Origin of the sequence: Nitrospina sp. P1_D6 (genome assembly GCF_052156615.1) — a bacterium.
Taxonomy (GTDB): domain Bacteria; phylum Nitrospinota; class Nitrospinia; order Nitrospinales; family Nitrospinaceae; genus Nitrospina.
In genome coordinates this window covers 105811-126697 of sequence record NZ_JBQKUN010000005.1, presented here as the reverse complement: position 1 = coordinate 126697, position 20887 = coordinate 105811, and the positions used below count along the sequence as shown (strand labels likewise).

The 20887-nt window shown below is 56.4% G+C and carries 18 protein-coding genes; 13 read left to right on the top strand and 5 right to left on the bottom strand.

The window, feature by feature from the left end:
• Positions 1-5: 5 nt before the first annotated feature.
• Together ACTRXA_RS10170 and mtaB are read right to left on the bottom strand one after the other, a co-directional pair.
• Positions 6-794, bottom strand: a complete 789-nt coding sequence (locus tag ACTRXA_RS10170) for an SAM hydrolase/SAM-dependent halogenase family protein (protein WP_442427085.1) — start codon at positions 792-794, stop codon at positions 6-8.
• A complete protein-coding gene (mtaB, locus tag ACTRXA_RS10165; RefSeq protein WP_442427084.1) occupies positions 782-2104 on the bottom strand; it encodes a tRNA (N(6)-L-threonylcarbamoyladenosine(37)-C(2))-methylthiotransferase MtaB in 1323 nt (440 codons plus the stop codon). The genes ACTRXA_RS10170 and mtaB overlap by 13 nt, the downstream gene beginning before the upstream one ends.
• A 200-nt stretch (positions 2105-2304) precedes the next feature.
• Between mtaB and ACTRXA_RS10160 the strand changes: the two genes are divergently transcribed.
• The 5 genes from ACTRXA_RS10160 to thiD all read left to right on the top strand — a co-directional run bounded on the left by ACTRXA_RS10160 (position 2305) and on the right by thiD (position 7870).
• Positions 2305-2571 carry a helix-turn-helix domain-containing protein gene (locus tag ACTRXA_RS10160; protein ID WP_005011742.1) on the top strand — a complete coding sequence of 89 codons (267 nt, stop codon included), beginning with the start codon at positions 2305-2307 and terminating at the stop codon, positions 2569-2571.
• A complete protein-coding gene (locus ACTRXA_RS10155) occupies positions 2553-3305 on the top strand; it encodes an NTP transferase domain-containing protein (RefSeq protein ID WP_442427083.1) in 753 nt (250 codons plus the stop codon). The genes ACTRXA_RS10160 and ACTRXA_RS10155 overlap by 19 nt, the downstream gene beginning before the upstream one ends.
• 39 nt (positions 3306-3344) lie before the next feature.
• A complete protein-coding gene (gene glmU / locus ACTRXA_RS10150; protein ID WP_442427082.1) occupies positions 3345-4550 on the top strand; it encodes a bifunctional sugar-1-phosphate nucleotidylyltransferase/acetyltransferase in 1206 nt (401 codons plus the stop codon).
• A gap of 10 nt (positions 4551-4560) precedes the next feature.
• Positions 4561-6384: a glutamine--fructose-6-phosphate transaminase (isomerizing) gene (gene glmS / locus ACTRXA_RS10145; RefSeq protein ID WP_442427081.1), complete on the top strand. Its 1824-nt coding sequence runs from the start codon at positions 4561-4563 to the stop codon at positions 6382-6384.
• A gap of 97 nt (positions 6385-6481) precedes the next feature.
• Positions 6482-7870, top strand: a complete 1389-nt coding sequence (gene thiD, locus ACTRXA_RS10140) for a bifunctional hydroxymethylpyrimidine kinase/phosphomethylpyrimidine kinase (RefSeq protein WP_442427080.1) — start codon at positions 6482-6484, stop codon at positions 7868-7870.
• 6 nt (positions 7871-7876) lie between these two features.
• On the opposite strand, the gene ACTRXA_RS10135 is transcribed toward thiD, so the two are convergent.
• Positions 7877-9823 (bottom strand): SurA N-terminal domain-containing protein, encoded by a 1947-nt coding sequence (locus ACTRXA_RS10135; RefSeq protein WP_442427079.1) that lies wholly within the window; start codon positions 9821-9823, stop codon positions 7877-7879.
• A gap of 251 nt (positions 9824-10074) precedes the next feature.
• Between ACTRXA_RS10135 and ACTRXA_RS10130 the strand changes: the two genes are divergently transcribed.
• The 4 genes from ACTRXA_RS10130 (at position 10075) to mrdA (ending at position 14368) form a co-directional block, all read left to right on the top strand.
• Positions 10075-11097 carry a rod shape-determining protein gene (locus ACTRXA_RS10130; RefSeq protein WP_442427078.1) on the top strand — a complete coding sequence of 341 codons (1023 nt, stop codon included), beginning with the start codon at positions 10075-10077 and terminating at the stop codon, positions 11095-11097.
• A gap of 76 nt (positions 11098-11173) precedes the next feature.
• A complete protein-coding gene (gene mreC / locus ACTRXA_RS10125; protein ID WP_442427077.1) occupies positions 11174-11920 on the top strand; it encodes a rod shape-determining protein MreC in 747 nt (248 codons plus the stop codon).
• 3 nt (positions 11921-11923) lie between these two features.
• Complete coding sequence (mreD, locus tag ACTRXA_RS10120) at positions 11924-12418, top strand: rod shape-determining protein MreD (RefSeq protein ID WP_442427076.1); 495 nt, start codon at positions 11924-11926, stop codon at positions 12416-12418.
• 24 nt (positions 12419-12442) lie between these two features.
• Positions 12443-14368: a penicillin-binding protein 2 gene (mrdA, locus tag ACTRXA_RS10115; RefSeq protein ID WP_442427075.1), complete on the top strand. Its 1926-nt coding sequence runs from the start codon at positions 12443-12445 to the stop codon at positions 14366-14368.
• Positions 14369-14389: 21 nt separating this feature from the next.
• On the opposite strand, the gene uvrB is transcribed toward mrdA, so the two are convergent.
• Positions 14390-16378, bottom strand: a complete 1989-nt coding sequence (gene uvrB / locus ACTRXA_RS10110) for an excinuclease ABC subunit UvrB (protein ID WP_442427074.1) — start codon at positions 16376-16378, stop codon at positions 14390-14392.
• A 219-nt stretch (positions 16379-16597) separates the two neighbouring features.
• Here uvrB and ACTRXA_RS10105 point away from each other — a divergent pair, with 219 nt between their 5' ends.
• The 4 genes from ACTRXA_RS10105 to ACTRXA_RS10090 are packed head-to-tail and all read left to right on the top strand — an operon-like array spanning position 16598 to position 20158.
• Positions 16598-17794, top strand: coding sequence for a TraB/GumN family protein (locus ACTRXA_RS10105; RefSeq protein WP_442427073.1), 1197 nt, complete (start codon positions 16598-16600; stop codon positions 17792-17794).
• Positions 17794-18747, top strand: coding sequence for a phosphoglycerate dehydrogenase (locus tag ACTRXA_RS10100; RefSeq protein ID WP_442427072.1), 954 nt, complete (start codon positions 17794-17796; stop codon positions 18745-18747). The genes ACTRXA_RS10105 and ACTRXA_RS10100 overlap by 1 nt, the downstream gene beginning before the upstream one ends.
• Complete coding sequence (locus ACTRXA_RS10095) at positions 18735-19541, top strand: formylglycine-generating enzyme family protein (protein ID WP_442427071.1); 807 nt, start codon at positions 18735-18737, stop codon at positions 19539-19541. Before ACTRXA_RS10100 ends, ACTRXA_RS10095 begins: the two co-directional genes overlap by 13 nt.
• On the top strand, positions 19538-20158 hold the full coding sequence (locus tag ACTRXA_RS10090) for a methyltransferase domain-containing protein (RefSeq protein ID WP_442427070.1): 621 nt from the start codon (positions 19538-19540) through the stop codon (positions 20156-20158). The genes ACTRXA_RS10095 and ACTRXA_RS10090 overlap by 4 nt, the downstream gene beginning before the upstream one ends.
• Positions 20159-20171: 13 nt before the next feature.
• Here ACTRXA_RS10090 and ACTRXA_RS10085 read toward each other — a convergent pair whose 3' ends face one another.
• On the bottom strand, positions 20172-20837 hold the full coding sequence (locus ACTRXA_RS10085; RefSeq protein WP_442427069.1) for an SOS response-associated peptidase: 666 nt from the start codon (positions 20835-20837) through the stop codon (positions 20172-20174).
• Positions 20838-20887 lie beyond the last annotated feature (50 nt).

Genomic DNA, 20887 nt, shown 5'->3' with positions numbered 1-20887 from the left:
TACCGTCAATCGGCCTGGGTGACGCGCACCGGGGTGCCGATTTTCACTTTCAGTTTTTGCGCGGCGTTGCCTTCGCGGTGGAAAATCTCCAGCGCGTTCCAGCTGTTGATGATGATGCCGACCGCATCTTCCTTCTCTTCAGAATAACTGGCAACCGGGCCTTGCAAGGTATGGCGGCCCACCTGCACCTCCAGTTTTTCCGGGTGCTCAAAAACCCCCTCCAGCAGACCCGCATCGACATTGGTTGTAAGGTTGCCGAAGTGATCGACGTAACTGATCTCTCCGGTTATTGTGGTGCCGTCAAACTTGGGCAAAGGAAGATCCAGTGTCACCGGGTCGGCGATCTTTCGTCCGAACGCCCGCAGGGTTTTACCTCTTGCCAGCCACGCTGCAACGGGAGAGAAGATATCGCGTCCGTGAAATGTGGTGGAAAGGTTTTTCAGGAAATATTTTTCGGTGGTCAATTCGTAGCAACTGGCCTGGGAATCGATCACCGAGGTGAAGACGCCGTTGTCGGGACCGACGAACCAGTAGTCGTAACTTTTCAGCCCCATGGGACGCCGCACCCCGCCCACACCCGGGTCCACCACCACGACGTGCACCGTGCCTTTTGGAAAATAAGGGTAGGCCGCCTTCACCACCAGGGCCGCCTGTAAAATGTTCTGGGGCTGGATCTGATGTGTGAGGTCGACAAGACGGACGTCCGGAGCGATGTTGAGCATCACCCCCTTCATGATGCCGACGTAAGGGTCGTCGAGTCCGAAATCAGTGGTGAGGGTGATTACAGGACGCATCCCGAAACCTGCTGATCGGATGCGTCCTGGATCCGCACCGGCACGATCCGGTTCATCATCGCATCGCTGCCGTCGAGTGATACCGGGATGAAGTGTTCGGTATGTCCCCGCAAGCGGCCGCTGGCCGGGTCGCGGCTGGTCTCGATCAGCACGTTGGCGGTTCGGCCCTCCAACGACTGCCGGAACGCGATGGCCTTGTCGCGTCCCAACTCGGTGAGCCTGCGGTTGCGTTCCTTTTTCTCCGTCTTGGGTACGTTGTTGTTCATGGCAAATGCCGTCGTTCCCTTTCTCGGGGAGTAAGTGAATACGTGCAGGTAGGTGAAGGGCAGGTCCTGCACCAGCCGGTACGTATTTTCGAACATGGCCTCCGTTTCTCCGGGAAAACCGACAATGACGTCGGCGCCCAACCCGAGGTCTGGAATGCGCGCCGCCGCCCGCTCCACCACACGGCGGTATTGTGCCGAGTTGTAATTACGTTTCATTGCCGACAGAACCGAGTCATCACCGCTTTGCAGTGGAATGTGGAAATGCGGGCAGATGTTGATGCGTTCCGCCATGAGGTTGATGAGCCGGTCGTCGATCTCCATGGGATTGATACTGCTGATGCGCAGACGGAAATCGCCGGGCAGGTTTGCGATCTCTTCCACCAGGGACGAAAACGTCTCCGGAGTTTCCTTGTCCATGCCGTAGGTGCCGAGGTTGATTCCCGTCAGAGTGATTTCCTTGAATCCTGCGTCCAGGGAGCAACGTACATTATTCAGAATGTTTTCGCGTTCATCACTGATGGAACGGCCGCGCGCCCGCGCCACGGTGCAGAACGTGCATTGCTCGTCGCACCCGGTTTGTACCTTGATAAACGCTTTCGATTTGCCGCCGAATTCCGTCACGGGGATGGTTTTGAAATCCCAGCTTTTGGTGATGTCCGTCATCACCACGTCCGGATCGCCAAATTCGTCTTTTCTGCGCAGGCTTTCCAGCCGTTTGCGGATGGCGCCAGCGATGTCCAGCTTGTTGGCATTGCCCAGCAAAACGTCCAGACCGGCGACCTGGCTGACTTCCTCTGGGTTGTTCTGTGCGTAACAGCCGGTGAACACCACCATGGCATCCTCGTTGATGGCAAGCGATCGTTTCACCGCCTGCCGGGAGGATGCGTCGCTTTTCGCCGTGACCGTGCAGGAATTGATCACGTAAATATCCGCTGAATCATTCGGTTCGACAATGGTAAACCCCTCATTTTCAAGAAGGGTCTGCATTTCCGCGGTATCGTTCTGGTTGGTTCGGCAACCCAGTGTGTTGAAAGCGACTTTCATGATAATTCGGAATAACGGTTTTTGGTTGAGGAATCATATTAAACGAGGCAATTACATCGAATCAACCGATAAATCCCCGTCCCGGGTTCCCCGCGGCGTTTTCAGTTGACCCCCTAAAAAGGGTTTGCTAGTATGCCCGCATCTTATCCCATCCCATTTAAAAAGTTTGTCCGAATTCTCTTCGTGTCGGGTCGCCTTCTATGGATAGAACTTCCAAAGATATCCGCACCTTTTTGGAAAAATGGCTCCATAAAAGTGTCAAACAGTACGTTTCCAGTATGGACGGCAATGAAAAAGGAGACCTGTATGACCTGCTGGTCCTTGGATTGGAAAAACCTCTTCTTGAAATGGTTCTGGAAGAAACCAATGGCAACCAGACCAAAGCCGCCAATATTCTGGGTATCAACCGGAACACCCTCCGCAAAAAAATCCACGAGCATGGCATTCAATGCAAGGTAAAGGTTTAGCCGCAGTCATCCTGGCGGCGGGGAAGGGGACGCGCATGCGCTCCGATCTGCCGAAGGTCCTGCACCCGCTGGGCGGACGGCCGTTGCTCCTGCACGTTCTGGACGGATTGCGCCCGCTGAACCCGGAGCGGGTGGTGGTTGTGGTCGGCTACGAATCCGATCGCGTGCGCCAGGCCGTGCCGGAGGGGGTGGTTGAATTCGTTGAGCAGGCCCAGCAGCTGGGTACGGGCCATGCCGTCCAGCAGGCCGAGGCGGTTCTGGCCGACTTTTCGGGCGATGTCCTCATCCTGTGCGGTGATATGCCATTGATCCGGACGGAAACCCTTTCCGGCCTCGTTTCCCTGCATCGGGAAAGGGGTGCCGCCTGCACCCTGTTGAGCCTGAAATCAAAGGAGAAAAGGGACTTTGGACGGGTCATCCGCACCCCCGGCGGGCGGGTGGACGGCATTGTGGAAAACAAGGACGCGACCCCTCAGGAAAAAACAGTTGACGAATACAATTCCGGAGTTTATTGTTTTCAAAAGAGTATTCTTTTCAAGGCTTTAAAGGGCGTTGACAATCGCAACGCGCAGCAGGAATACTACCTGACAGATACCATCGCTCGCATCAATCGGGAGGGGCTTGCGGTCGAGGCCATTCAGACCTCGGACGCTTCCGAATTGATCGGTATCAATTCGCTCGAAGATCTGAACGCCGCGGAGCGGCTCTTTTCCCAACGCGCCTCGAACCCCTGAGCTTTCCGTCTTCGCATTTTGTTCTGAGGAATCACACTGATGAAAGCGGTTATCCTTGCGGCAGGAAAAGGAAACAACCTGACTCCCTTTTCCGACACCCGCCCTAATCCCATGATCAGTGTGGCCGGACGGTACCTGTTCAACCACTGCCTCGGTCTGCTTCAGAAGTCAGGCATCAGCGATGTGTACGTGGTGGTGGGGCACAAAAAGGACAAACTGCTGGAGGAAATTCACCAACACAGCCTCAACGGCCTCAACCTGAATGTGGTGGAGCAGAAAAAAGCCGCTGGCATCGGCGATGCGGTCATGCAGGTACGCGACAAGATCCTGCACGGTGAATACTTTCTGTTGATCTACGGCGACATCGTGACCGCCGACAATATTTTCAGCAAGACCCAGCAGTCGTTTCACACGTTCAAGTCGCCGGTGGCGTCCATCTGCCTGCCGCCGTCGAACGACATGTTCGGCAACGTGTTCCTGAACGCGAACATGAAGATCACGCGGATCATTGAAAAGCCCAAGGGAGACAACCTGGGCAACTACGTTCTGGCCGGCGTCTACATCCTGCCGGAAACGTTTTTCGACCTGCTGCAGAAGAACAAGCGGTCCATGGAAAAAGCGATCAAGGCGCTGGCGGATGGCGAAGGCCTTCGTGCCTCCATGTGGGAAGAGGACTGGCTGGACATCGTGTATCCCTGGGAAATCCTCACGGCCAACCAGATCATCATGGACAGCTGGGAGGAGTCGTCGATTGCCAAAAGCGTGAAGCTGGAATCGAACGTCACCATCACCGGGCCGGTTCAGATTGAAGAGGGCGTCCGCATCAAGGCGGGGGCGGTGCTGGAAGGGCCGTGCTCCATCGGCGCCGGCAGTTACATCGGCAACAATTCGCTCATCCGGAGTTACACGGCCGTGGGTGCGAACTGTTCGGTCGGCTACGGTGTCGAATTGAAAAACTGCGTGATCCACAAGGATTCCCGTATCGGCCGTCTGTCGTTCATAGGAGACAGCGTACTGGGCGAAAACGTGGACATTGGCGCGGGTACCATGACCGTCAACCGGACGATGACGTGGGCCCCGGTTGAAGTCAAGCAGAACAAGAAAACGTTTAAAACGGGCCGGACCAAGCTGGGCGCCTTCATCGGCGACAACGTGGTCATCGGCGCTGGCAACACCATCGAGCCAGGCATTGTGATTCCGCCGGGCAAGATTTTTCCATCTCATTACTCAGTCAAGAACGGATAGCGAATTCATCATGTGCGGCATCACCGGCGCGGTCGGCTTGAAAGACATCTCGAATCAACTGTTCGAAGGCATTCGAAACCTCGAATACCGGGGCTACGATTCCTGCGGCGTGGCGTTGATGAATGGCAAGCGCGCGATCGTGGTTAAAAAGAACGTCGGTTACGTGGACGATGTGTACAAGAAGGAGAACGTTCTGCATCACCAGGGTCATACCGGCATCGCCCATACCCGCTGGGCCACGCACGGGCAGGTGACCAAAAACAACACGCATCCGTTTCAGTCCTGCGACAAAAAATTCGCCGTGGTGCACAACGGCATCATTTCCAATTACCAGGCCCTGCGCAAGCAGTTGAAGGCCGAAGGGCACAAGTTCATCTCCGACACGGATACCGAAGTGGTGCCTCATCTCCTCGAAAAGTTTTACCAGGAGACCGGCGCGGTGGAAGCGGCGTTCGTCAACACTCTCCGTCAGCTGGAGGGGTCTTACGCCATCGCTTTCATCAGCATTCACCAGCCCGACCAGATTTACTGCGCGCGGCGGGAGTCGCCGCTCCTTCTCGGCATCGACGACGAAGTGAAATACATCGGCTCCGATTTCAACGCATTCATCGACCACACCAAGAACGCCGTCATCATGGATGATGACGAATACGCCATCGTGTCCCGCGATGCTTATGTGGTCAAGAGCACGGTCACGCAGGAGGTTGTGGCGAAGCCGGTAACTCGGATCGAGTGGGACAGCGAAACCACGCGGAAGGGCGGGTACCCGCATTACATGCTGAAAGAAATTTACGAACAGCCGCAGACCATCAACAACGCGCTGGATGTGGATGAAAAAAAGATGGACGAGTTCGTGGATCTGCTCGACAAAAAGGCCACCGCCCAACTGGTGGGCGTGGGCACCACGTTTTACGTGACGATGTATGCCAACTACATTTTCAGCCAGATTTCCGGTAAGTACATTCCGGCCATCAGTTCCGACGAATTCGTGTCCCTGTCTCCGGTGGACAGCGACAGTTTCGTACTTGCCATTTCGCAATCGGGCGAAACCTACGACACCATTTCCGCTCTCAAGCACGCGAAGGCGCAGGGGGCGGCGACAGGCGCCATCGTCAACGTTATGGGCTCCACCATTTCGAGGCTGGTGGACAAAACCATTCTTCAGGGGTCGGGTCCGGAAATCTGCGTGATCAGCACCAAGGCGGCGCTGGCGCAGATGGTGATCCTGACTCACATGGCGTTGAAGCTGGGCCTGCGCAGGAAGCGCATCACCCAGCGACAGTACAAGGCGTCGCTCAAATCCCTGCACGACCTGCCGGAGGTGATCAACGGCATCCTCAACGAACGTTCCGGGTTCATCCACCGCATCGCGCACCAGCATCGTAATGTAAAGAACTGGTTGTACCTGGGTCGGGGCATTTATTATCCCATCGCGCTCGAGTCGGCACTCAAAATGAAGGAAGTCGCTTATGTCCACGCAGAGGGCATGCCTTGTGGGTTCCTCAAGCACGGTACGCTGGCGATGATCGACGACGACGTGTATTCCATTGTTTTCATTCCGCCGAAAAGCGACAAGGCCATGTACCAGGCGACACTGGCCAGCGTGGCGGAAATCCGCGCGCGGTCGGGATTCGTGCTGGGCATCCATTTCGACGAACGCGGCAAGGACAAGGAACTGTTCAGTGAGGAACTCATCATTCCACAAGTGCCGGACATCGTCGCTCCCTTCATCCATCTGGTGATTTCCCAGTTACTGGCCTACTTCACCGCGACCTCCCTCAAACGGAACGTAGACAAGCCGCGCAGTCTTGCCAAATCGGTGACGGTGGGTTAGTCTGTGCAACCGTGCCGGCGTGTGATGGGTTGCATCCCAGGTTGCACTGCCGGACTTCAATAACGAATCCAATCCTTTTTCCTGCATCGCACACGTCATGAAAACTGTTTCAACCGTACTGGCCGTTGGCGGCTCGGACTCCTCCGGCGGCGCCGGCGTGCCCGCCGACATCAAAACCATCACCGCGCACGACCTGTTTGCCACGTCGGTGATCGCTTCCATCACCATCCAGAGCTCGCAGGGTGTGAAGACGGCCTATGACCTCGAAGAGGAGGTGGTGACGGCGCAACTGCAAACCATCCTGGAAGACAGCAAACCCGCCGCGGTTAAAACCGGTATGTTGGGCAACGAGGAAATTGTGGATTGCATCGCCCGCTTGTTCAAAAAATTTAAAGTGAAGAACCTGGTGGTGGACCCCGTCCTCCGTTCCTCCAACGGAACCCCATTGCTGTCGGACGAAGGTGTGCGGATTCTTAAAGACAAGTTGCTTCCGCTTGCGCAGGTGGTGACGCCCAACCTGCCGGAGGCGGAAATCCTCTCCGGTGTCCGTATCCGCAACGAGAAGGATATGAAGAAAGCGGCGCAGGCGATCCTGAAAACCGGCGTCCGGCACGTGCTCATAAAGGGCGGCCACGCCAAGAAGAACGCAGATGACTGGTTGTTCGACGGCGAGCGGTCATGGGTGTTCGAATCCGGGCGGCTGGGCAACGAAAACCTGCATGGTACGGGCTGCGCCCTGGCCTCGGCCATTGCCTGCGGACTGGCAAAGGGGATGGCTGTGATGGATGCGGTGGAAAATGCGAAAGGATTCATTCACGCCGCCATCCGAGGGGGTGTTCGAGCGGGAAAGGGCAAAGGCCATGTCGATCCCATGGCACGCATGATCCAGGTACATCAACGGTTCGAGTTGTTGCAGGGTGTTTCCGCCGCGCTGGAGGTGTTGAAGGCCAATCACATCGGTCACCTGATTCCGGAAGTGCAGTCCAATATTGGCGTTGGCGTGCCCGGTGCAAGCGGCGTGGAAGATGTGATTGCCGTTCCCGGTCGTATCGTCAAGCTCGGCGATGAAATCCGCACCGTGGCCGCACCGCAGTTCGGCGCATCACGCCACGTCGCAAAAATTGTGCTCACCGCCATGCGGTTCGATCCCAATATGCGCGCGGTGATGAACATCAAGTTCAGCGATACCATCCTGAACGCGTGCAAACGGTTGAAGTTCCGCATTGCGTCGTTCGATCGTGCCAAGGAACCGAAATCGGTGAAGCAGCTGGAAGGATCGTCTCTGGAATGGGGGACCTACACCGCCATTGAAAAGTTTGGAGCGGTGCCGGACATCATTTACGATCTGGGGGGGCAGGGCAAGGAGGAGATGGTTCGCGTTCTGGCACCGGATATGGGCGCCCTGCTGGACAAGGTGTTGAAAATTCACCAGGTAGCCCTCAGGATCCGCCCGGCAAAAGAAACCGACCGCTGGCGAAAGCGCTGACGTTTTTTACAATAGCGTTTTGTCCACCAGGATGCGTGCCTCGGCTTTTTTATTTTCCAGCCAGTTGCGGAAAACAATGTTGCCCTTTTCCTGTTTCAAACGCTGGTAAGTTTGTTGAATTTCTTTTTTATTCGGTTTGTCGGCATCCTGCAGGTCAACGACCTTGATCAGGTAATAAGTCTGCGGGGACTCCCCCCGGGTGGTTTTTCCCGGTTCGGTATCGAAAGCTTTGGCTTTGATTGATTGAATATTACCGATGCCTGGGATGGAGTCCACCTGGCTGAAATACGGTGTCTCCTCGACGATCAGTGTGTTGGCTTCCGCCAACGCTTCCAGGTTGGGGTCGCTGGCGAGTTCCTGGGCCATCTTTTCCCACTTTGCCTTCGTCACCTCCAGATGGCGGCTTTGCATGAAGGCTTCTTTCACCTCCGCAGTTACCTCTTCAAAATCCGGAACATAGGGTGGTTTGCGCTCGACGACTTTGAGCAGATATGACGCCTCAAACGTATTGACCGGGTTGCTTACCGCGTTGTCCTGGAGAGTGAACGCGGTATTGAAAAACTCCGGCACCACGCCGATTTCTGGAATATCGTGATCCTTGCCTGAAAAGAAACCGGTGGTCTTCGTGGTCTGCTCATACTTCCCGGCCGCTCTTGACAGATCCTGATCCTTCTCTGCCGACTGGTAGATTTTTTTAGCGATGCGGCGGATGCGTTGCGTCGCTTTCATCTTTTTCAGTTTTTCAACAATCTCTTCCTTCACTTCCTCCAGCGGTTTCAGGCGTTGCGGGTGTACTTCCTCCAGTTTAATGAGATGAAAACCAAACGCGGTCTGCACCGGGCCGGAGATGTCGCCGGGTTTCATTGTCTCCAGGGCCGCTTCGAATTCCGGAACCATGGTTCCTTTTGGAAACTGCCCCAGGTCACCCCCCTTGGCGCCGGACATCTTGTCGTCGGAATGTTCCTTTGCCATTTCTTCGAAGGCCTTGCCACCTTCCTTGATTTGCTTGAGGATATCTTCCGCTTTGGCTTTGGCCTTGGCGTCTGACTCGTTCAGCCGTTTTTCCTTTTCGTCGGTGGACAGCGTGTCTCCGCCCAGCGTGTTGAGTTCCGTCCGTACGAGGATGTGTTTGGCCTTGTACCGTTTTTTTATCAGGTAGGTCGCCTGGTTGGCCTCGTAGTAATCCTTGATGTCCTCATCATAGACTTTGATATCCTCGATGACCTGATCCGGACTCAGCTTCACATACTGTGCCTTGATCTGAAGGGGTACTTCAAAATCGCGTTTGTGGGCCTCGAAGTATTGCTTCAGCTGCTCATCGGTGGGAGTGATTTGTGACTGATAGTAATCCCTGGAAAACTCCACGTACTTGATCTTGATCTTGCGGTTTTCCTTGGCCCACGCTTCCTGGACTTCCGCGTCCGAAACCTGCGTGTTGTCTTTGATGAAGGATTCCACCTTTTCCATCAGCAGGAACTGGCGCTGGTTGGCTTCAAACTCCTGAGCCGTCATACGGTTGAAAGTGAGGAACCGGTCATAAAGGGCCCGGCTGAATTTGTTGTCCTTCTGAAAATTGGCGTTGGTAAGAATGCGGTCCGCCAGCTCGGCATCGCTTATCTGAATTCCCTGCTTTTCAGCTTCCATGAGCAGAAGCTTTTTCTGGACGAGAGCCTCGAGTGCGGAGTTCTTAAGGTCCATTTTCTCGATCATGTCTTCCGAAAACCGGCTCTGGAACTGGTCGCGGTAAAAACTGACCAGGTTTTCGAAAGAACGGTCATATTCTGCGAGGGTGATGTTCTTTCCGTTGACGGTCCCGAGGAGGCCACTTCGGCCCTGCACCGGGCCACCCATACCCCAGGAGTAGAAAATGGTGCCCACGAAGGCGAGAACGATCAACCACAGAATGCCCTTGATCATCCATGAATCCGCATGTTGTCGGATCAAATTCAGCATGCAAAAACTCCAAGTCCCTAAAAAATAATGTTAAAATCGACCTGTCATACTATAGAACCCGTTGCGGGTTCGCAAGCCTTTATTCCCGGCGGAGTTGCCACCTTTTTCCAGCCATTGTACCGCATCCGGGGCAGGGCCGTACCGGATGCCTGCGTTTTATTGTTTGCAATTTCGGCAAACGCTTGTTATATATTAAGTTCTAAAAAAACAAGTATTTACATAGGTTTCACTCATTCCTACAGGATAGCTGCGTGTTCAATTTATTCGCCGATCTGTTTTCCAACGATCTCGCCATTGATCTGGGAACCGCCAACACTCTCGTTTATGTCAAGGGCCGGGGGGTCGTTCTGCGCGAGCCTTCGGTGGTGGCGATCAACAGCCACACCAGGGAAATTCTGGCAGTGGGGGAAGAGGCCAAGAAAATGCTGGGCCGGGCTCCGGGAAGCATCCAGGCCATCCGCCCGATGAAGGACGGGGTCATTGCCCATTTTGAAGAAACCCAGCAGATGATCAGCCACTTCATCCGCAAGGTGCATAACAACCGAAAGACCTTCGTGTCGCCGCGGGTGATCATTGCCATTCCCTCAGGGGTGACGCAGGTGGAGAAGCGGGCGGTGCGCGATTCCGCCCATTCCGCCGGTGCTCGAGAGGTGTTTCTGATCGAGGAACCCATGGCTGCGGCGATCGGTGTGGATTTGCCCATTGAGGAGCCGACCGGCAACATGATCATCGATATCGGCGGCGGCACCACGGAAGTCGCAATCATGTCGCTTTCCGGCACCGTCTACAGCAAATCCGTGCGTGTGGCCGGGGATGAGATGGACGAGGCCATCGTCAATTACGTCAAAAAGAAATACAACCTGCTGATTGGGGAACGTACCGCAGAAAGCGTGAAGATCCAGATCGGTACAGCTTATCCCACCGAGCCCCGGCAGACCATGGAGGTCAAGGGACGCGACCTGGTGGCGGGCATTCCCAAAACACTCATCATTTCCGACGAGGAGATTGCCGAAGCCCTGCAGGAAATTTTCGGGACCATCGTCGAATCGGTGAAAATCGCGCTGGAGCGGACCCCGCCGGAACTCGCAGCCGATATCGTGGACAAGGGCGTCGTCCTGGCAGGGGGCGGGGCGTTGATCCGCGGGCTGGACACCCTGCTTCGCGAGGCCACGGGCCTGCCGGTGACGGTTGCCGAGGACCCTCTGTCCGCTGTGGCCAACGGAGTGGGAAAACTCCTGTCGGACCCCAAACTCCTGAAAAAAGTCGCCCTGTGACGTGGTGAAAAAAGGACTCAAAGACAGAAAAAAAACAGTCGTATTTGCCGCCATCGTTTTTGTTTCTCTCCTCCTCATGACGGTGAATATCAAGCGGTCGGCCCATCCCACCTTCTTCGAAAAAATCATTCTCTGGATCGTCAGCCCCATCCAGGGCGCCGTCACCCACACCACCCGTGCCCTGTCCGGCGTCGTCGACGATTACTTCCTCCTGATCAAGACGGAGGAGGAAAACGAACATCTGAAAAAACGCATCAACACCCTCATCAAGGAAAAAACCGAACTGGAAGAGGAGGTGGCGCGCCTCAACCGAATTTACAACCTGACCCAATATCAGGCCGAGGCGAAAGTGGCGTCAGTGGTTGCCACGGTCATTGCCTACGATGCCTCGCAGTGGGCGAAGACCGTGGTCATCAACAAGGGGTCGAATGACGGACTGCGCGAAAACCTTCCAGTGGTCACGGCGCAGGGTGTGGTCGGGCACATTATTCAGGTCGGTTACAACTCCGCAAAGGTCATGCTGATTACCGACAGCCGCAGTGCCGTGGACGCCCTGTTTCAGGCGGATCGCGCCACCGGGGTGGTGGTGGGCACCGGGGATGATTCGTGTGAAATGAAGTACGTACCGATAAACGCCGGGGTGGAGGTGGGTGACGATGTGTTGTCTTCGGGATTGGGCGGGGTGTTTCCAAAGGGACTTCATTTGGGTCGCGTGATCCAGGTTCAGAAGGCCACGCAGGGCCTGTTCCAGGAAGTGACCATTGCTCCCAGTGCGGACCTCGCCCGGCTGGAGGAAGTGCTGGTCCTCCTTCTCCAGGATTGAATCATGTGGTGGCGCATCGCGTTGACATTCCTGCTGTTGTTCACGTTCCAGACCACGCTTTTGGACACGGTCTCCGTGGGCGGTGTGCGACCGGATCTGGTTTTGATCCTGGCGGTGTATTGTGCGATCATTTTTGAAGAAAACGCCGGGGTGGCCATGGCCGTGGCCCTTGGATTTTTTCAGGACTGCCTTTCCGGTGACCTGCTGGGGGTCAATACGCTGTCAAAAGGACTCATTGGGTTTATGTTTGCCAACTTGAAAAGCAAACTGGTGCTGGAAGGGTTTGGGCCCACAGGCACGTTCTTCGCGCTTGCATCTTTGTTCGATGGGATGATTTTTTACCTCGTGTCCGTATTCATATTTAAAGCTCATCTTGCATTCGGCGTCTTTTTTCCCTCACTCATTATCTTCACGATCTACAACGCGGTTGTGGGGGTCGCCGGATTTTATCTTCTCAACTGGGTCCGCCGCCGGTGGGTCCGGCGGCCTGGTTTTTGACGGGTTTCGAATGGGGAACGGTTCGTGAACAAATATCTTTACAGCCATGACGTTTCCGAGGAAGTCCGCAGAAAAGTACGGATTTTCGTCATTCTGGTGGGTGCGTGTTTTCTCGTCCTTTGGATGCGTGTGTGGTATTTGCAGATCCTCAAGGGAGAAAACTTTGAGACCCTGTCCGAAAACAACCGGGTCCGCCTGGTTTCCCTTCCCTCGTTTCGCGGCAAGATCCTTGACCGCAATGGCACGGTCCTGGCCTCCATCCGCCCCTCGTACAATCTGTACATCACTCCGGAGGACGCTGGAAACCTCAACCAGACGCTACGCACTCTGAAACGGCATTTGGATTTCGATATCGACCGCGTCCTTGAGGACGCACGTACGTCGCGTCCGTTCAAGCCGGTTCTCGTGCGGGCGGACATCGATCGAAAGGTCGTGGCGTTCATTGAGGAAAACAACCGTATCCTGCCCGGGGTCCAGATCAAGGTGGAGCCTCTCCGCAATTACCTGCACGACCATCTTGCTTCCCACCTCATGGGTTACCTTGGCGAAATTTCCGAAGCGCGCCTGCAAGTCATGAAAGATGCCGATTACATGATGGGTGACATGATCGGGCAGTACGGTCTGGAGTTGTTCTACGAGTCGGAATTGACCGGCAAAAAGGGTTACAAGGAAATCGAAGTGGATGTCGCGGGTCGCCAGTTACGCACCCTGCGCAAGCTTCCGCCCCAAAGCGGCCGCAACCTCGTTTTGACTCTGGATTACGAAGTGCAGAAAGTGGTTGATAAACTGATGACCGGTACGAAGGAAAATCCCATTGTCGGGTCGGCAGTGGTGATGGACGTCACCAACGGGGAGGTCATCGCCATCGTCAGCAAGCCCGACTTCAACCCCAACCTGTTCGCGCGCGGCATCACGCTGGAGGAATGGCGGCAGATGCAGTCCGCGTCCCACAACCCCCTTCAGAACCGCGCCGTGAACGGGGTGTATCCCCCGGCTTCGACTTACAAGATTGTGACCGCCTACGCGGCGATGGAAGAAGGGATCATCCAGGAAGACACGAAATACAATTGTCCAGGTTTTTTCTCCTTCGGCCCCCGCAAGGGGCGATTCAACTGCTGGAAACGAAGCGGGCACGGGCAGGTCAATTTGTACGATGCCCTGGTCCAGTCCTGTGACGTTTTCTTTTACCACATCGGTTATGAACTCGGCGTGGACCGCATTGCCCAGTACGCGCGGCAGATGGGGTTGGGCGATTTCACGCAGGTGCGCATGAACGGGGAGAGGCCCGGGCTGGTGCCGACCGTCAAATGGAAAACCACCACTCAGCGGGGACTGTGGTTGCCCGGCGATACCATCGCCGCCTCCATCGGTCAGGGTTACAACCTGGTGACGCCCATCCAGCAGGCGAGGCTGATCTCTGCGATTGCCAACGGCGGCAAGCTGTTCCGTCCCATACTGATCAAGCAGATCAAGGACAAGGACAACCGGGTCCTCACTGCACCGGAACCGGAACAGGTCGCCCAGCTTCAACCCAGGACGCATGTACTGGATGTGATCCGCAATGCCCTTCTGGGAGTGGTGTATGACAAGAAAGGCACCGGCCGGCGCGCGGGTTCGAGGAAGATCAAGGTAGCGGGAAAGACGGGCACCGCACAGGTGGTCGCATTGAGCGCGCTCACCAAATATGAGGAGAAAGAAGACATCCCGTTTGAGTTTCGTGACCACTCGTGGTTCGTCGGGTTTGCACCGTACGACAATCCCAAAATCGGCGTGGCGGTGATCCTCGAACACGGAGGGTCCGGGGGCAAGGTGGCCGCTCCCCTCGTGCGCAAGATCATTGAAGCCTATAATAAGGTCAATACGCTGGACAAACCCTCAACGCCCGATGGCCTGCCTCCGGAAATGGCGGGCACCAGCCGGGAATCCGGACGCGCGGTGAAGGACATCTGACCACCGCATTCCCTTTTGGGGTCAGGAACCGAATTCCAGTTCTTTCTGCCGAAGCGTTTTGATTCGGTCACGCAACTCCGCCGCCTTTTCGAACTCGAGATTCTTTGCGTGGGTGTGCATGCGTTTTTCCAGCTGGGCGATGAAGTCCAGCACATTGCCGCCTGCCATGTATTCTTCCTCTTCTTCCTGAACCATGGGCACTACCGTGTGCCGTTCCCAGTCGCCCATCGTGTCCTTGATCGATTTTTGAATGGAGGTCGGTGTGATGCCGTGCAGTTCGTTGTATTCCGTCTGGATGGCGCGGCGGCGCCCGGTTTCATCGATTGCCTGCTGCATGGCGGGGGTCACCTTGTCGGCATACATGATGACGTGCCCCGAAAGGTTGCGCGCGGCGCGGCCTGACGTCTGGATGAGCGAGGTGGCGGAACGCAGAAACCCTTCCTTGTCTGCGTCGAGAATGGCGATCAGCGACACCTCGGGGATGTCCAGCCCTTCGCGCAGGAGGTTGATGCCGATCAATGCGTCGAACTCGCCCAGCCTGAGCTCGCGGATGATCTGGATGCGCTCGATGGTCACGATGTCCGAATGCAGGTACTTGACCTTCAATCCCATCTCGGTGAAATGTTCGGTCAAATCCTCGGCGAAGCGCTTGGTGAGGGTGGTGACCAGTGTCCTTTCGTCGCGCTCGGCGCGTTGGACAATTTCGTGGTACAGGTTGTCCACCTGTCCACTCACCGGACGCACCTCAATCAGTGGGTCGACCAGTCCCGTCGGCCGCACGATCAATTCGGCCACCTTGTCCCCGGACTGCTCCAGTTCGTGGGAGCCGGGCGTGGCGCTGACATATAGCAGGCTGTTGTGCCGTGCCGAAAATTCCTCCCACTTCAGCGGCCGGTTGTCGAAGGCCGAGGGCAGGCGGAAGCCGTAACGGATGAGCGTCTCCTTGCGCGCGCGGTCCCCTTTGTACATGCCGTGCAATTGCGGGATGGTGACGTGACTTTCGTCGATCACGAACAGGGCGTCGTCCGGAAAGTAATCGAGGAGGGTGGGCGGCGGGCTTCCGGGGTCTCGTCCCATCAAGTGCCGCGAATAGTTTTCGATACCCTGGCAGTATCCGATCTCGCGGATCATCTCCAGGTCGAACATGGTGCGCTGTTCGATGCGCTGGGCCTCAATGAGCAGGTTCTGGCTGCGGAAATACTGGATGCGTTCGCGAAGTTCGTCCTGGATGTCGGAGATGGCCCGCTCCAGCTGGTCTTTCGGCGTGGTGTAGTGGCTGGCCGGGTAGATGGCGATGCGATCGATTTCATTCAGCGTCTCCAGCGTCAGGGGGTCGAACGTGGAGAGCCGCTCGATTTCGTCCCCGAAAAACTCGATGCGCACCGCCTCGTTGCGTTCGTACACCGGCAGGATTTCGACGATATCCCCCCGCACGCGGAAGGTGCCGCGCTGGAAATCGATGTCGTTGCGCTTGTACTGGATGTCGACCAGCTTGCGCAGGACCCGTTCGCGGTCGGTTTCCATGCCGCGTTCCAGAAACAACAGCATCCCGTGGTACGCCTCCGGCGAACCGAGGCCGTAAATGCACGAAACGCTGGCGACGATAAGAACATCCCGTCGTTCAAACAAAGCGTGGGTGGCTGCGTGGCGCATCTTGTCGATCTCGTCGTTGATCGAGGCGTCCTTCTCGATGTAGGTGTCGGTGGTGGGCAGGTACGCTTCCGGCTGGTAGTAGTCGTAATAACTGACGAAGTAGCCCACTGCGTTGTCAGGGAAAAAATCCTTGAACTCGTTGTACAACTGGGCAGCAAGGGTTTTGTTGTGGGCGATCACCAGGGTCGGCCGCTGGAGTTTTTCAACCACGTTGGCGACGGTGTAGGTTTTTCCGGATCCGGTGACGCCAAGCAGGGTCTGGTGACCGCCTTCCGTGTACTGCCGGACCAGCTGTTCGATGGCCCGTGGCTGGTGCCCGGAAGGGGAAAAATCGGCTTTCAATTGAAAGGGTTGCATATGCGGAATTGCGTTATTGTCTGGTTTTTGGCAAGTGTGTTACATTAAGGACCTGAAAACTCTGACTTTTCAGAACCCTGGAAGCCCAGCGTCCTCCCCGGACGATCTTCAGCACGGCGGACCCCGGAAGGTTTTCCGGCGCCGGTGCCCGCGGAAAGAAAGCGAGGGCGGCCTTCGGTACAGTTTACGACACCTCCAACCCGCGAAGGAAACGATTTTGTGGAAGCCGCCTCCAATGCAGATGTGATCAAAACCCTCCACCACAACGGCACCACGATCACCCTCCTCGGCACCGCCCACGTTTCGCAGAAAAGCGTGGAACTGGTTGAGGAAAAGATCCGTACCGGCGATTACGACTGTGTTGCGGTCGAGTTGTGCCCGCCACGATACGAAAACATGGTCAACCAGTCGTGGTGGAAAAACCTCGACATTTACCAGATCCTGAAAAGCGGAAAGGGATCGCTGTTGCTCATCAACCTGGCGCTTTCCGCCTACCAGCGGCGACTGGCGGACAAGCTGGGCATCGAACCGGGCAAGGAAATGGCGCGGGCCATTGATCTCGCCAAGGAGCACAATCTGCGGCTGGAGGTGATCGACCGCGATATCACCACCACCCTCCAGCGCATGTACCGGCGGGTGGGGTTCTGGCAGAAATTGAAACTGGTCGGCGGCATGATCGCCAGCATTTTTGTCGGTGAAGAGGTCACGGAAGAACAAATCGAAAATCTGAAAGAAGGCGACATGTTGCAGTCGCTGGTAGAAGAATTCGGTGAGGAATTGCCGGAGATCAAGGAAGTGCTGATCGACGAACGCGACCAGTACATGGTGGGAAAACTGGTGAAGCTGGCCGAGACCCCCGATGCACCGAAGAACATTCTGGCCCTCGTCGGCGCCGGCCACCTGATCGGCATGGTGCCGGCGTTCCAGTCGCCCCCGGATACAAAGGTGGTGGAAGAGCTTGATCGGAAACCGCCTCCCGGCCGGGTGGGGTATTACGTCGGCTGGGGCATCGGGCTGTTTATCATCAGTATGTTCGCCGTGGGGTACATGCGCTCGCCGGAGCTCGGCACCGACCTCATCCTCACGTGGGTGGTGTTGAACGGAAGCCTGAGCGCGCTGGGTGCGGCGCTGGCGTTCGCGCATCCGTTGTCCATTCTCACCGCGTTTGTCGCGGCTCCGATCACCTCACTCAACCCCACCATCGGGGCCGGCATGGTGGTGGGCATCGTGGAATCCTTCATCCGCAAACCTCGGGTTGCAGATTTCGAGTCCATGCGGTCAGACATCGCGCAGTGGTCCATGTGGTGGAAAAACCGCGTGGTGCGGGTGTTCCTCATCTTCTTTTTCGCCAACCTGGGGTCCGCCGCCGGAACCTTCCTGGCCGGCACCTCCATCGTCCATCAACTGGTGCGCTGATGACTTCCGGGAATGCATCCCGCGTGGCGGTGACTCCCCCCGCGATCAGCAAATCTCCCTTCCTGCGCAAGAGTATTTCCGACCTGTTTCCCGACGTGCGGTTCAATGATTCCGGCCGGTACCTTACCGAAGACGAACTGATCGGGTTTTGCGATGGAGTGGAGGCATTGTTGATCGGTCGCGATCCCCTGACCGAAAAAGTGCTCGCGGCATTGCCTCAACTTCGCCTGGTCGCCAAGTACGGCGTCGGACTGGATAACCTGGACATCCCGGCCATGGAACAGCGAGGGGTGCGCCTGGGCTGGAAGGCGGGGGTCAACCGGCGCTCGGCGGCGGAGCTGACCCTGGCCTTCATACTGGGCCTGTGCCACAACGTGTTTCGGACCGGAAGCGCGCTCAAACAGGGGCAGTGGGAAAAAGCAGGAGGCGTCATGCTGGAGGGGAAAACCGTTGGGGTCATCGGTTGCGGCCATATCGGTTCCGACGTAGTGCGGCTTCTGCTACCGTTTGACTGTCGCATCCTCGTTCGTGATATTCTGAACAAGCATTCGTTCTGTGCTGACATGGGAGCCCAGCAGGTGGATTTTGACACGGTGATCCAGGAATCGGACATCGTCACCCTGCATGTCCCCCTGACCGATGAAACGCGAAACCTGATCGATCCCTGGGCGTTTCGGGAAATGAAACCGTCGGCGTTTCTGGTGAACACCAGCCGCGGTGAAGTCGTGGACGAAAAGGCCCTCAAGCGTGCGCTCATGAATGGTGACATTGCCGGTGCTGCATTGGACGTTTTCGCCTTGGAGCCGCCGGAAGATGCGGAACTGCTGGACTGTTCCAACCTGTTTGCCACGCCGCACATTGGGGGCAATTCCAAGGAGGCGGTGGAAGCCATGGCGCAATCGGCCATTTCGTTTATCGTGGACCATTTCAAGGAAAGTGGGTGGATTCTGTGAACGCACGTGGAACGATATTGGTAATGGGAATGCTTTGTGGCCTGTTGGGGTTCCTGCCGTTGGCTCAGGCGGTCCAGACCGTGGACCCTCTGAAAGCTTTGGAACTGCTTCGCCAGAAAAAAGAATTTGAAGAAAAAGAACTGAAAAGGCTGTCTACCATGAGGAAAGTTCCCGCCGGGGAGTTTGTGATGGGACGCAACGGGGTCAACAAAAACGAGGCTCCCGCGCACAAGGTGTACCTGGATGCGTTCTATATCGATGTTTACGAAGTGACGCAGCTGCAGTATCTGGAGGTGATGAAAGAGAACCCCAGTTATTTCAAAGGTTGTTTACTGTGCCCGGTGGAGAAAGTGACGTATTTCCAGGCTGTTTCCTATTGCAGCAAGGTGGGCAAACGCCTTCCCACTGAGGCGGAATGGGAAAAGGCCGCACGGGGAGGGACCCAGACTCCCTATCACTGGGGGAAGGACCTCATCGATTTTTATGCGTGGTACGGCAACAACTCCGGAGGCCGCACCCAGCCGGTGGGCCAGCGGAGACCCAACTCCTTCGGCCTGTACGACATGACCGGCAACGTATGGGAATGGGTGTCTGACTGGTACAGCCGTGATTACTACAAAATCGCCCCGGCGAAAAATCCGCGTGGGCCCGATGCGGGCACATTGAAATCGGTGCGCGGCGGCGGATGGGGCGGACCGCCGGAGTTGCAGGCGCACGCCTACCGCGATTACAAGGAGCCGGACACGCGCTATATCAACGTCGGTTTCCGCTGTGCAAAGGATGCCCAATCATGAGCGACGAGCTGGAAGACTTGACCGGCGACGGTTACACACACGCGGACTGGCAGAAACATTATGACGACGGCGATATGCCCTGGGACCTGGGTGAAGTCGCGCCCCCCTTCGTGCGTTTGTGGGAAGACGGGCGCGTGCCGCCGGGCCGCATGATCGTTCCCGGGTGTGGGCAGGGCCATGAAGTGAAGTTCTTTGCGGGGCACGGAATGGATGTGACCGCGGTGGATGTCGCTCCCGGGGCGGTTGAGCGACTCCGCACCCATCTGCAAAATGCAGGAGTGGATGCAAGGGTGATCCATGCAGACTTCTTTTCACTGAGCGGCGAAAACGATTCGCTTTATGATGTGTTCCTGGAACAGACGTTTTTCTGCGCCATTCATCCCGATCTGCGCGCCGGTTATGCGGACGTCGCCCACCGCATCCTGAAACCCGGCGGATTGCTGATCGGATTGTTTTACGAAACGGGAGAAAAGGGCGGGCCGCCGTTCAACACCACCGCCGACGACATCCTCCATCATTTCAGCGAACGGTTTTCCATCCGCAACCTTGAAAAATGTGAAGATTCCATCGAAAAACGCCAGGGCAAGGAGTGGTTGGCGATCCTGCAGCGTCAATGAATGGAAAAGCGGTTCAGTTTGTGAGCGGTTTCCGGCAATCCGCGACGTCGTTTTTCGTTGAATTGACCAGAGTGGTGACAGGGTGAAAGCCGAGTGTGTCATCGGCCAGGGGGCGTAGCAGGGTTTTTAAGGTCTGGGGCGGCGTGGAAGCGTCAAGCCAGACACCATAATTATCCGGATTCAGAATTACCGGCATTCGGTGGTGCAACCCCTGCAATTGCCGGTTGGCTTCCGTCGTGATGATTGTGAAGGTGTCCACCGGCCCTTTCGGGTCGTTCCAGGTGGACCACAATCCCGCAAACGCAAACAGGCCGCCGTCCTGCATGAATATGTATTGCGGCGTTTTGGCGCCGTTGTCCTGTTTCCATTCGTAAAACCCGTCGGCGGGGACCAGACAACGGGTTTGCCGGAACGCGGTTTTAAAGCTGGGTTTTTCGTGCACCGTCTCGGCGCGGGCGTTGATCAGCTTGTGTCCCAGCTTTTCGTCTTTTGCCCACGTGGGAAGCAGTCCCCAGCGCATGGGGCGCAACTGACGTTCCCCATCCTCGGTCACCACGACGGGCAAAACCTGGCTGGGAGCGATGTTGAAACGCGGATTGTGTGTGATGCCGACAGGAAGTGCCTCAAAATGTTCTTGAAGGGTTTTCACAGGTTTGGTCAGGCTGTAGCGTCCGCACATGGTTATTGGTTTCCTGTTTTACTGGAAAATGCAGAAGGGGGTTTCGATTC